Below are 11,553 nucleotides of genomic sequence, written 5' to 3' on the forward strand. Positions count from 1 at the left end.
GGATCAGCGAGGTCGCCGAAAAGAATACTTGGATCAAGAACGCTATGTACAAAAACTGAAACGGGAGAATGAATTGCTAAAAAAGTGCTTGGTAATCTGGAAGGAGGAAGCAAACAAGAACGATTTCAGATCATAGAAAAGGTAGCTGCATTCGGTGATATCCAGAAACTCTGTCATGTATTTGGCGTGTCACGGAGTGGATTTTACGCCTATGTAAAACGTAAACGATTGGATCTCGATGCAAAGGCGAAGAGCCAAGTCCTTCAAACCTATCAACGATATGAAGGCAAATACGGTTATCGACAACTCCAGTTGTTCCTTTGGCAAGATCAAAGAATTTGGATGAACCACAAAAAAGTGCTTCGGCTGATGCAAGTGCTCGGTATCCAAGCAAAAATCCGTCGTAAACGACGCTCCAGCAGCTCGTATGCGCCTGCGCAGCGTGTAGCAGAGAACCTCTTGAAGCGAGATTTCAGTGCAGAAAAACCGAATCAGAAATGGGTAACCGACATTACCCAGTATCGTGTGGGAGAGCGCTGGATATACCTTTCAGCCATAAAGGATCTGTTTAATAACGAGATTGTGGCTTATGAGATAGGCGAACGCAACGACAATGAACTGGTGATCCGCACATTCAGAAAAGCGTTTGCGAAGCAAAAAAACGTGACTGGACTAGTCGTTCATAGCGACCAGGGGTTCCAGTACACGTCTCATGCTTACCATGACATGCTGCCAAAGGTTGGCGCCCGAATCAGCATGTCTCGCCGAGGAAATTGTTATGACAATGCCTCAATGGAGAGTTTCTTCTCGCATCTCAAAACGGAAGGACTCTATCCTTATCATATCCGAACGCTTACTGATGCACAAAGCAAAATCGGAAAATATATCCGTTTTTACAACCGAAAACGGCCACAACGGAAATTAAAAAAACTGACGCCGGTAGAGTACCGACGCCAGTTTGCAGCCTAGGGTCTTTTTATAATGTCTACTAAATGGGGTCTTGACCAATATAAACAAATCGGAAAAGAGGCTTATTCAAATTTGCCTCGGACTAGCGGACCAGTTCCAATGAACGATTTATCCAAATTCAATGCTCCTGAGCAATTTGTCTATGATATGTTATCAAATAGCCCTAAAAAATGGAACTCGTTAAATGAAGCTGAGCAACTACATGCTAACTGGTATATTACACAATATGGAGGTGTTCGTTAATGAAGTTATCGAGAGAAAGAGCAGAACAACTAGCGCTTGAATATGTAAATAAAGATAAAAATGAAAACTTCAAATTAGTTCTCCTTGGTGTAGAAGTCTCCGAAATTTCTCCCCAATATTGGGCCGCTACTTTCGAGGTTAGAACTTCAGAAGGGCATATTTTAGAAGGTCCTTTACTAATACTTATAGATGATGAATTAGAAAAAGCAATGAGTTTAGATGAGGCCGTCGAAGCGCACTTGGCCAATAAAGATAACTGATATTCGTATTTTGGAAGTAGTGGTAGACCGATTTAAGCTTGAGTTAACGGTAAATTGTAGTTCAAAACATCGTCAGTTAAGAGCTGACGGTGTTTTTGTATTGTGCTTTTAAAGTAGCTAACACAGTCATGATAGCGTTCCAATTCCGTTCCAATATTTTCTTGCCTAATTCGACAACTTCATATACTATTTTCACATTACATAGTGCTTCAAGCATGCTGTTTTTGGGTAGGGCGTAGTCGAAAAGGCTTACATACAGGTGTGAGGGGAAGAGGATCTCGGATGGTCGGTTTTTTCAAAAAACGTTTGGTTGTTCGCATTGTTGCCATAGTTACATTGGTCATTATGATTATATCTGCGGGAAGCATGCTGCTTCAGTTGGCGAATATGAAGCTAGCCGCGCAGGAGGCCATATCGAGTTACAATATTCAGATTGCCGAGAGTTATGTGAAACAGCTGGATACAGGGCCATATGTGGAATTTGCCAAAGATCCCAAGGAAAACGACGTGTTCTTGAAGATTCGTGATGAGCTGGATGATTTTCGTGTGAGCATCGGTGCGATGTATGTGTATTTTGTGAAAATAGACGATGCAGGCACGCCTCTCATTATGGTGGACGGCATGAAAGATTCAGATAAAGCATCACCGATCAATGAAGTGACGGATATCCCAGGCGATGCAGTCCAAAAGCTTCTGCAAGGGAAAACAGCCAGTTCCCCTATCATTAATAACGAGGAGTATGGCGAATATATTTCCTCTTACGCTCCGATTTTGGACAGCAAGGGGACCTTAACGGGTGTGATAGGAATCGATACAGCTGTATCGGTCATTGGAAGCATTGAGTCAGATATTATGAAATCCAGCATTCCATTGTATGCCCTGTTGTTATTCATTACGCTTGCAGGCGTCGCGGTTGTATTGTGGTTCATCGTAAGAGGACTGCGACCGCTGAAACCGCTGAAGGCAAGCGTCGAACAAATGGCGCAAGGTGAGCTGGCGGAAGCCAACCGAATTCTGACAGCGTATCGGCTGCAAAGTGAGGATGAGATTGGCAGCACATTCAAGGCGATGATTCATATGTCTGGGGACTTAAATAAAATGATCGGCGATATGGTCGCAGGTGTCTCGGTTACCACTGATATCCTCTCCAAATCAACGGAACAATTCAGTCGTGATGCAGAAGACATGCTTATAATGAATAAGAGCGTTGACCAGTCCGTACAGCAAATTAGACAGGGCGCACACACCCAGAAGCAAGGTGCTGGTGACAGCGCCAATGCGATGGAGGAAATCGCCAAAGGTATTACGGACATTTCAGAGTCTTCTACAGCCGTGTCTGACGCCGCAACAACTGCGCTTGCTACGGCACAATCAGGTAAGCAGAGCATGATGCAAATGAAGAAACAGATGGAGAGCATTTCGGCTGTATCTGCTGAAGTTGTAGCCATGGTCCAAGTGCTTAACAACTTCTCGCAGCAAATCGGCGGTGCGCTTCATACGGTGCGGGATTTTGCGAGTCAGACCAAGCTACTGGCGCTGAATGCTTCAATTGAAGCCGCTCATGCAGGAGAGCATGGGAAGGGATTTGCCGTTGTAGCGGATGAAGTACGAAAATTGGCGGAGGCTTCAAGCGCATCTGTGCAGGCGATATCCGATTTGTTGCTTGGCATTCAGCAGGAGTCCCAGCACATCGGATCACAGATGGATGTTACCTCGCAAGAAATCGGCCAGGGGGTGACGAGCACAGCAGAAGCAGAGCTTGCCTTCACGCATATGGTTGAGGCGTTTCGTGTGGTAACACATCGTATCCAGGAAGTATCCGCAGCAGCGGAGGAGATATCGGCGGGTTCCGAGGAAGCGGCAGCCTCGGTCAATACGATCTCGCAAATTTCATCCGGCGTTTCAGATCATTCGGATGACATTTATCGTTTGACAGGGGAACAGTCGAGCATGTTCCAGAAGGTGGCACAAACGTCCACCCTGCTGAGGCGGCAAACGATTGAGTTGAGCGAAGCTGTAAGAAAAGTAAAGGTATAAGGGAAGCAAGCAGCAAACTGAAACCTTATCAAATGTGGAACACTCTGGTGTAAGCACCGGAGTGTTTTTTTTGATCCCCCAATTATGACTTAGACTCTGCCATCATAACTGGTCCAGCTCAATTGCCTGTCTGAAGCGTTGAGCAAATCGCTCAGCGGCTATGGCAACCTCCTTGGATTCGGTCTGCACGAAGCCGATTTGCATTTTAGGTTGCTCGATCGAGGCAATCTCTACCATTTTTGCAATGCCTTCTTTCCATAGCGGATGTTGGTGGAAGGAGAAGTCATGGCCAATGGTAGCGGCAATATTATTTCTTAAAACGGTGGTGATTGCTTCCGAGTTGTTCGTTTTGAAGAGGATGGACAGAGGGCCGTAATCATACGCGAACTCCTGCAGGAAATCTTCGATGAATCCATCACGATACAGAGCCAGCTTATGTTCTTTTAATTGTTCGGGAGTAACCCGGTTAAGCTTGGCTAGATCGGATTGGTGATGAGTGCATACGACCAGTTTACCTGAATACATGGGACTGAAATGCAGTCCATCGAATTCCCGCAATTGTTTGGCGTAGATGGCGATGAAGCCCAGGTGGGTTCTGTTGTTACGGATGTCTTCAATAATTTCCATGGAACCTTTCTCCTCAATGGCAATATTCAATTGAGGGTGCTCGCGTTTCATATCTGCAGCAGTCTGAACAAGGTAAGGCATCACACTTGGAAAAGTGGCAACATGCAGGTCTCCGGTTAACGAGGATGTCTCCGCATTCAGTGATTTCAATTCATCGATGCGCTGCAAAATATCGAGTGCCTTGGCAATAAACTGTTTGCCTTCAAGGGTGGGGAACGTTCCATGCCGCGAGCGTTCGAACAGGATCATACCCAGCTCATTTTCAAGACGATGCACAGATTGGCTGATCGCCGACTGAGTGACGTGCAGGTGCTCCGAGGCGGCCGAGAACGATTGGGTTTTGGCAATTTCAACTACATATTCAAGCTGTTCCAGATTCATGGTCTCATCTCCGTTTTAGCATTAGTACGAGTAATATTAACATTAGTATCTATAAATATGAATAATACGTGAACGGCGATATAATTAATAGACAGTAGTTGGATTTCAGATGGACAAGATAAACCAAAGGGGATGTATCTCATGAAAGCAGCAGTATGGTATGCCAAGAAAGATGTCCGGGTCGAAGAACGGGAAATACCGGTAGCCCAATCAGGACAAGTGAAAATTAAAGTCGAGTACGCAGGAATCTGTGGTAGTGACTTGCATGCTTACCATCATGGCGTAGGCATTCAGGAAGGGCAGAACCACCCGCTTTCAGGACAGAAAGCGCCGCTGACACTTGGTCATGAGTTTGCAGGAACGGTCAGTGAATTGGGAAGTGATGTAAGCGGTATCAGTATAGGGGACCGTGTTGTTGTTGAACCACTGTATCATTGCGGACAGTGTGAGTACTGTATTCAGGGGCGCTATAACCAATGTACCGAGTTCGGATTTGTGGGACTGAACGGTGATGGAGGCTTTGCTGAATACGTTGTTGTTAAGGCGTATATGGTGCACAAATTGCCGGACAACGTATCCTTTGAAGAGGGCGCACTGGTTGAGCCTACAGCGGTAGCTTTCCATGCAGTTCGCCATAGCAAATTAAAAGTAGGTCAGAAGGTTGCTGTATATGGTGCAGGTCCGATTGGATTGCTGACGATCCTGTCAGCCAAAGCTGCTGGAGCTTCCGCGATCTATGCAGTCGATGTATTTGAAGAACGCTTGAATTTGGCTTCCAAGCTGGGAGCCATTCCGGTGAATAGTGCCAAAGTTAACGCTACTGAAGTGATTTTGCAGCAGTCTGGCGGAATAGATGTAGCATATGAAGCGGCAGGTGTACAGCCAACCATGGACAGCGCCGTAGCCGTGATCAAAAAAGGTGGAGAAGTTGTTGTCATTGCAGCAATTCCAAATCCACTTCAGGTGAATTTCTTCGACCTGTTAGTGAAAGAAGCGAACCTGACAGCAACGCTGGCCTATCGTCATATTTTCCCTGAAGTCATCTCTTTGATTGCTGAGGGAGCACTTGATGTGAAACAGGTGATTACCAGAAAAATCAAGCTGGACGACATCGTTCAGGAAGGACTTGAACTGCTCATGACCGACAAGAGCCATGCGAAAATTTTGGTGCAGATCGGCGGTTAATCGTGGGGAAAATGGAGCGACTAGCATTTGCTGCTCGACTCCGATTCTTTAGCTCAGAATAACGCTGAAAAGGGATACCCTCCGTCATATAATGACTTATGGGTATCCCTTTTTGTGTTATCCGCGCTTATTACTATTTGCGAGAATTATGAATCATAACGGTAGCAGATCGCTTTGCCTCCGCCACTCTCGGAACTGAATTCCGGGTCTTCTACAAAACCGAAACGTTCGTATAATCGAATCGCGTTGACCATCTGACCCCCCGTATATAAATACACCGTATTTTTGCCCATGTGTTTGGCAGATTCAACGCATTGTTGAAGCAGTTCTCTGGCAATACCGTGACCTCTCCACTTGGGATCGACGCCCAACAGTCGAATAAACGGATAATCAATAGGCAACTCGAAGTTCGGGTAAGCCTTATGCGCGGTCTCGAACAATTGGACCGTTCCGACAATCTGATTATCTATTTTGGCAATCCATAATTGCTTGATGTAAGGATTGCTCGGCGATTCCCGAATATCCTTCAAATAATGTTCCCATTGTTCCTGTGTTTGGAATGTCTCCCGGTACTCGGAGTAACTTTCAATGAGAATATGTACAATTTCTTCATGGTCAGCTTCTGTAGCGGGATGAATCGTTACTGCCGTTGTCATCTCAAGTTCTCCTTCTGATCTAATCTTGGTTTGATAAGAGATATAGTTGACTTGAATTGTATCACACCCAATGGTACTGGATTCATTCAAATTTTCTATATATGACTCATAAAATTCTATGAGTTGGTATATCCACACAAGCACATCCAAGGTTCGCACGTATAAGGTTCATTATAGACGGTTGAGCTGTGTGGAATACAAATTATTGCGATATTCGGTAGGTGTGTTGCCTTCGTATTGTTTGAACATGCGCAGGAAGAGTTTGTAATCCGAAAAACCGCATTGTCCTGCAATTTCTTTCACACTGGCATTGGTATTGAGCAGCATTTGCTTGGCCCGGCGAATCCGTTCCGTGAGGATATAGGTTTTGAGCCCAATGCCTTTCTCACGTTTCACCATTTTGGAGATATAGTCCTTGTTAAAATTAAAAGACTCAGCAATCTTACCCACCGTAATGTCGGTATGCAGATGAATATCCACCCACTTGCAGATGTGGTCAACGATCGCATTATGCGGTCGATAACCAGCCTGTGTGTTGCGTTCCAGTTCTTTGAGCAGCAGCAGCAATGCTGCGTCTGCTTCTTCCGGTGAGAACGATGAACTATGCAGCAATTGCTTGAACAGCTGATTGGCGGTGGACGGAACCTGAATAGTCGCATGGGTGGGATACTGGTCGAACTCTTCCTCAATTGAATCATAATGAACCCAATAAAAGCTGACGGGAGCATCGCTGATCTGATAGCCATAATGGGTGCGCCCAGCTCTCAGAAACAGCAGATCATTAGCCCGAACCACGAACTGCTCGTCCTCCTCCGCAATGTACATCTCGCCCTCCAACATCAAAATGACCTCGTGAACAGGCATGCTGCGTTTCATATGGCTCCAATTGCCTTCGGTTATGAACTTGCCGCACAGATAATGTTCCAATGGTTTTTGCATAGGACGGATTTCTCCACCTTTTCTTGGATTATGAGTCTGATGTAGTTGTATTTTATTTGATAATATGAGGATATTCAAGGCCTGTATGAAGAAAGAACGCAAGAGACAATTGAATTGCAACACGGATTTTACCCTTTGTATATCTATAAAAGTATTTCTAAATATCCACTACATACCGAGGAGGAGCGAGCAGAATGATTGAAACCAAAAAGGGATTTCTGGGACCTGAGCATGTCAATCTGTTAAATGGCGTTTTTCAAACGTCACAGGAAGTTGGAGAAAAGTATTTGTTATCCCTCGACATGGACCGTTTTCTGGCACCATGTTTTGAGGCCCAGGGGTTACCGGCAAAAAAGGAACGATACGCGGGTTGGGAGGCACGCTCGATTAGCGGGCATTCCCTTGGACACTATCTGTCTGCCCTGGCTGTGACCTATCAGGCGACAGGTAATGATACGTTAAAGCAGACGCTGGACTATGCCGTCAGCGAGCTTGCATCCATTCAACAGACAACAGGCAGCGGATATATTGGCGGCTTGTCCGAAGAAGCCTTCCGCATCGCATTCCGAGCAGAGCATATTGGCAGTTTCAATATCGGCGAATACTGGGTGCCTTGGTACAGCGTGCACAAGATCTATCGCGGACTAATTGATGCATACAAATTAACGGGCAATCAGCAGGCACTGGAGGTGGTAACACGGTTTGCGGATTGGGCGGTAGAAGGTCTAAGCCCGATGACCGAAGAACAGATGCAAACGATGCTTCAAAGTGAGCACGGTGGAATGAACGAAGTATTTGCACATTTGTATGGAATCACCGGGAAGTCTGTATACCTTGAGATAGCTAACAAATTCACACATCAATTAATCCTCGAACCGTTGGAACACAAGCGGGACGATCTTCAGGGCAAACATGCGAATACGCAGATTCCGAAAGTCATCGGTGCAGCCGAAATCTACAATCAGGACCATAACCATGAGAGCTACCGGACAGCGGCGGAGTTTTTCTGGGACACTACGATTCATCATCGGTCTTATGTATTTGGTGCTACGAGCATTTCGGAGCATTATGAAGCGAAAGGCATGGAGAGTCTGGGCATCAAAACCGGAGAGAGCTGCTGTACCCACAACATGATGCATCTGACGAAGCAGCTTTATACCTGGAATCCCGACAGTGCCTACATGGACTATTATGAAAATGCGATCTACAACCACATCCTGGGCACACAGGACCCGGACACAGGGAACAAAACGTATTTTGCATCCACGCTGCAAGGCCACTACAAAATCTACGGTACTCACGATACCGCTTGGTGGTGCTGCACAGGATCTGGCATGGAGAACCCGGGTAAATACGCCGAGGCAATCTATTTCGAGGATGAACTGGATCTGTACGTTAACCTGTATATTGCTTCCCAATTGGATTGGAAATCCCAAGGCATATCGTTGAAGCTCGAAACCGAATTTCCTTATTCGGAAAAGGTAACCCTTACGATCACCGAAGGCAGCGCCTCGGCCAATCTTAGACTACGCGTGCCCTCATGGCTGCAGGAGCCAATGACGGCAACGGTCAACGGGGATACGGCTCATTCGCATACCCGGATGGAACCCGGATACCTCGACATCGAGCGCACATGGACCGCTGGCGATGTCCTCACCATCACGCTGCCGATGTCACTTCATCAATACACGTCCCGGGATGATACACACAAGGTGGCATTCCTGTACGGCCCGATTGTGCTGGCAGGGGCTTTGGGAAGCGAAGGGCTGCCCGAGGATACCATCGTGGACGAAACGGCACTGAATCCCAAAACTACACCTGTACCTGTGATCTGGACAGAGCAGGAGGATGTGCACGAGTGGATCAAGGTCGTGGACGCAAGTACGTTGACGTTTGAGATCAGCAAGGATGTCACTTCAGACGGTAACCCGGTGAAACTGATCCCTTTTTATGATGTACATCATGAGTTCTATACGGTCTATTGGCCGTTTAACGATGAAGGGGATGCACTGGAGAAGGAATTGAATGATATCACCATCGACAGGGTGCAGCCCGATGGTCAGCAGGATGAGATCGGACATCATCTGGATAGCAATTGCCGCGCAGAACATCATAACGGTTCGTATACAGACAGCCGCAACAAGCTGCATATGTGGCGAGAAGCATTTGGTGTCAGCGGAGCTTACTTCAGCTACCAGCTGGCAGTGGATGGTGCTGCACCGAACTATGTATGCGTGGCATACTGGGGCGGGGATCATTCTCCTTTTGAACGGGAAGGAACACGGCATGAGAGAATATTTAATATCGCCGTCGATGGCCATGTGGTCGGAGAACAGCGAATTCATATGAACAAGATCGGTGAAGTATTCTACGTTACCTATGATATCCCTGAGAATGTTACGTCAGGCAAAGACAGTGTGCGAGTTGCATTCCAGGCGTTGGACGGCAACGGATGTGCCGGGAAAGTCGTGGAGGTACGTACAACGCGCAGCAAACCGGAATCTATCTTCTCGTAAAAGAGGCATTGTATGAAAATGGGCAAACACAATGTTATAATAAGAGCAAAATGCTGATTAGGTAAAAGAGGAGGTTGGAAGTGTGGCAAAACCGGATAATAAAGGCATCTATAGTTTTCAGGATTGGTTAACTTGGGAGGGAACTTGGGAGTTAATTAACGGCAAAGCGTTCAATATGTCTCCAGCCCCTACCTCATTACACCAGTTTATTGTGGGTGAGCTGCACTTCTCCTTGCGTACTTTTTTTCAGAATAGGAAATGTATCGTATTTGTTGCTCCCTTTGACGTGTATTTCAGTGAGAATGAACAGTATGACGTACCTGATCATGTTGTCCAACCGGATTTATCGGTGGTTTGTTCCAAAGACCAAATATCCAAAAACGGCTGTCAAGGTGCGCCGTCTCTAATCATAGAAGTACTTTCTCCTTCAACTGCGCTGAAGGATTTTAACGAGAAGTTTAATCTGTATCAGAAATATGGTGTGAATGAATACTGGATTGTTGACCCTGGCAATCAGACCGTTCATGTGTACACATTGGAAGAAGGCAGTTACCAGAACCGTCAACTGTACACGGAGCAAGAAACGATTCAATCGGTGTTATATCCGGAACTTGCGATTCCGCTTCGAAATTTATTCAAGCTGAATTAGATCTGACAATATCATCATCACTCCGGCGTTGGGCGTCGGGGTGTTTTTTTTGCTTTTTATCGAATAAGCCCTATATAAAAAATGACACGCACAGCAAATTTCCACGTATTACCTGATAACATTTCTTTTTCCGTCACCGATTGTTCAAGGGCACCAGACTCGTTTCCCAAAGGTTACAAAATCTTATCCACGTTGTCCCTCTAAAGATGAAATGGGATAAGCCCAAGCCACGTATATTATGAATATCCATATTAATCCACCCGAATGCGGCAACATCATGTACAATGAAATAAAGTTCCAATGGTAAATATCGACATAAAGCTCCAACACATAGCGCGAAAGGAGGTCTGATGATTTACATGATAAAGTACATAAAACTGCTGGGGCTGATCTTCGGCGTTGTAGTCATGAATGTTCTATTGTTCTCACCAGGATTCATCGGACTGGAGTTTGGCGGGGGAGCATTTACGACATCGCTCTCCGTGACATTTCTGTTTGGCAGCGTGATGGCTCTCTTCTATGGAAGCTACACTTTGTTGTTCAGACAGCCTGTAGTCTTGCCCGTGAAGAGTATCGAAACCCATGAAGATTATGTGGAAGCGTTATCCTTTTATCGACGTATTAAAGTGCTTGAGGAAGATATCACATTGGGATTATCTCAACTAAGCCGCATGAAGAAAAAGAAAGAAACCCTCCTGAGCGTGTTGAATCAGCGATTTGATCCGGGGGAACTGAGTTACAAGAAATTTGCTTCGGTCACCCTCGAGGTGGAGAAGCTGTTATACCTCAACATCCGAAGTGTACTTAACCGACTTAATGTGTTCGATGAAGCGGAGTACGCCAGCCTGATGAAGTCCAAATCCGCAACACTTCCCCAGAAGCTTTTTCAAGAAAAGACCAAAGTGTATAACGACTATCTAAGCTATGTGAAAAACTCGCTTCATACCAATGAGGAAATTCTTTTGAAGCTGGACCAATTGATGTTGGAAATCTCCCGCCTGGACAGCTTTGAAGCAGGAGATATTGAACAGATGCCTTGTATGCAGGAAATTGACCAATTAATCAAGCACACCAAATTATACAGACAGTGA

Annotated in this window: 11 protein-coding genes; 8 read left to right on the forward strand and 3 right to left on the reverse strand. The window is 45.8% G+C overall.

The window, feature by feature from the left end; all coding sequences use genetic code 11:
• Window positions 1-84 precede the first annotated feature (84 nt).
• The 4 genes from RS891_RS04810 to RS891_RS04825 all read left to right on the forward strand — a co-directional run bounded on the left by RS891_RS04810 (window position 85) and on the right by RS891_RS04825 (window position 3,509).
• A complete protein-coding gene (locus RS891_RS04810; protein WP_315794600.1) occupies window positions 85-969 on the forward strand; it encodes an IS3 family transposase in 885 nt (294 codons plus the stop codon).
• Window positions 970-981: 12 nt separating this feature from the next.
• Window positions 982-1,212 (forward strand): hypothetical protein, encoded by a 231-nt coding sequence (locus RS891_RS04815; protein WP_315794601.1) that lies wholly within the window; start codon window positions 982-984, stop codon window positions 1,210-1,212.
• Window positions 1,212-1,472, forward strand: a complete 261-nt coding sequence (locus RS891_RS04820) for a hypothetical protein (RefSeq protein WP_063566026.1) — start codon at window positions 1,212-1,214, stop codon at window positions 1,470-1,472. The genes RS891_RS04815 and RS891_RS04820 overlap by 1 nt, the downstream gene beginning before the upstream one ends.
• A gap of 282 nt (window positions 1,473-1,754) precedes the next feature.
• Window positions 1,755-3,509, forward strand: a complete 1,755-nt coding sequence (locus RS891_RS04825; RefSeq protein ID WP_315794602.1) for a methyl-accepting chemotaxis protein — start codon at window positions 1,755-1,757, stop codon at window positions 3,507-3,509.
• A 102-nt stretch (window positions 3,510-3,611) separates the two neighbouring features.
• Here the strand turns inward: RS891_RS04825 and RS891_RS04830 are convergent, their stop codons facing one another.
• Window positions 3,612-4,517, reverse strand: coding sequence for a LysR family transcriptional regulator (locus RS891_RS04830; protein WP_113056127.1), 906 nt, complete (start codon window positions 4,515-4,517; stop codon window positions 3,612-3,614).
• Between the two features lie 141 nt (window positions 4,518-4,658).
• Between RS891_RS04830 and RS891_RS04835 the strand changes: the two genes are divergently transcribed.
• The gene (locus RS891_RS04835) at window positions 4,659-5,702 is read left to right on the forward strand and encodes a 2,3-butanediol dehydrogenase (RefSeq protein WP_315794603.1); all 1,044 of its coding nucleotides are present in this window, start codon (window positions 4,659-4,661) and stop codon (window positions 5,700-5,702) included.
• A gap of 146 nt (window positions 5,703-5,848) precedes the next feature.
• Here RS891_RS04835 and RS891_RS04840 read toward each other — a convergent pair whose 3' ends face one another.
• Window positions 5,849-6,358 (reverse strand): GNAT family N-acetyltransferase, encoded by a 510-nt coding sequence (locus RS891_RS04840; RefSeq protein WP_113056125.1) that lies wholly within the window; start codon window positions 6,356-6,358, stop codon window positions 5,849-5,851.
• Window positions 6,359-6,529: 171 nt separating this feature from the next.
• Window positions 6,530-7,297, reverse strand: a complete 768-nt coding sequence (locus tag RS891_RS04845; protein WP_315794604.1) for a helix-turn-helix transcriptional regulator — start codon at window positions 7,295-7,297, stop codon at window positions 6,530-6,532.
• Window positions 7,298-7,491: 194 nt separating this feature from the next.
• On the opposite strand from RS891_RS04845, the gene RS891_RS04850 reads away from it, so the two are divergent.
• The 3 genes from RS891_RS04850 (at window position 7,492) to RS891_RS04860 (ending at window position 11,553) form a co-directional block, all read left to right on the forward strand.
• The gene (locus RS891_RS04850; protein WP_315794605.1) at window positions 7,492-9,813 is read left to right on the forward strand and encodes a beta-L-arabinofuranosidase domain-containing protein; all 2,322 of its coding nucleotides are present in this window, start codon (window positions 7,492-7,494) and stop codon (window positions 9,811-9,813) included.
• Between the two features lie 82 nt (window positions 9,814-9,895).
• A complete protein-coding gene (locus tag RS891_RS04855) occupies window positions 9,896-10,462 on the forward strand; it encodes a Uma2 family endonuclease (protein ID WP_064640522.1) in 567 nt (188 codons plus the stop codon).
• Between the two features lie 359 nt (window positions 10,463-10,821).
• Window positions 10,822-11,553 carry a hypothetical protein gene (locus tag RS891_RS04860; protein WP_315794606.1) on the forward strand — a complete coding sequence of 244 codons (732 nt, stop codon included), beginning with the start codon at window positions 10,822-10,824 and terminating at the stop codon, window positions 11,551-11,553.

This window comes from Paenibacillus sp. BIC5C1 (assembly GCF_032399705.1).
Lineage (GTDB): Bacteria > Bacillota > Bacilli > Paenibacillales > Paenibacillaceae > Paenibacillus > Paenibacillus taichungensis_A.

Coding starts and splice junctions, on each gene's coding strand:
- RS891_RS04815 (WP_315794601.1), top strand. CDS start 982: ATGTCTACTAAATGGGGTCTTGACCAATATAAACAAATCGGAAAAGAG.
- RS891_RS04820 (WP_063566026.1), top strand. CDS start 1,212: ATGAAGTTATCGAGAGAAAGAGCAGAACAACTAGCGCTTGAATATGTA.
- RS891_RS04825 (WP_315794602.1), top strand. CDS start 1,755: ATGGTCGGTTTTTTCAAAAAACGTTTGGTTGTTCGCATTGTTGCCATA.
- RS891_RS04830 (WP_113056127.1), bottom strand. CDS start 4,517: ATGAATCTGGAACAGCTTGAATATGTAGTTGAAATTGCCAAAACCCAA.
- RS891_RS04835 (WP_315794603.1), top strand. CDS start 4,659: ATGAAAGCAGCAGTATGGTATGCCAAGAAAGATGTCCGGGTCGAAGAA.
- RS891_RS04840 (WP_113056125.1), bottom strand. CDS start 6,358: ATGACAACGGCAGTAACGATTCATCCCGCTACAGAAGCTGACCATGAA.
- RS891_RS04845 (WP_315794604.1), bottom strand. CDS start 7,297: ATGCAAAAACCATTGGAACATTATCTGTGCGGCAAGTTCATAACCGAA.
- RS891_RS04850 (WP_315794605.1), top strand. CDS start 7,492: ATGATTGAAACCAAAAAGGGATTTCTGGGACCTGAGCATGTCAATCTG.
- RS891_RS04860 (WP_315794606.1), top strand. CDS start 10,822: ATGATAAAGTACATAAAACTGCTGGGGCTGATCTTCGGCGTTGTAGTC.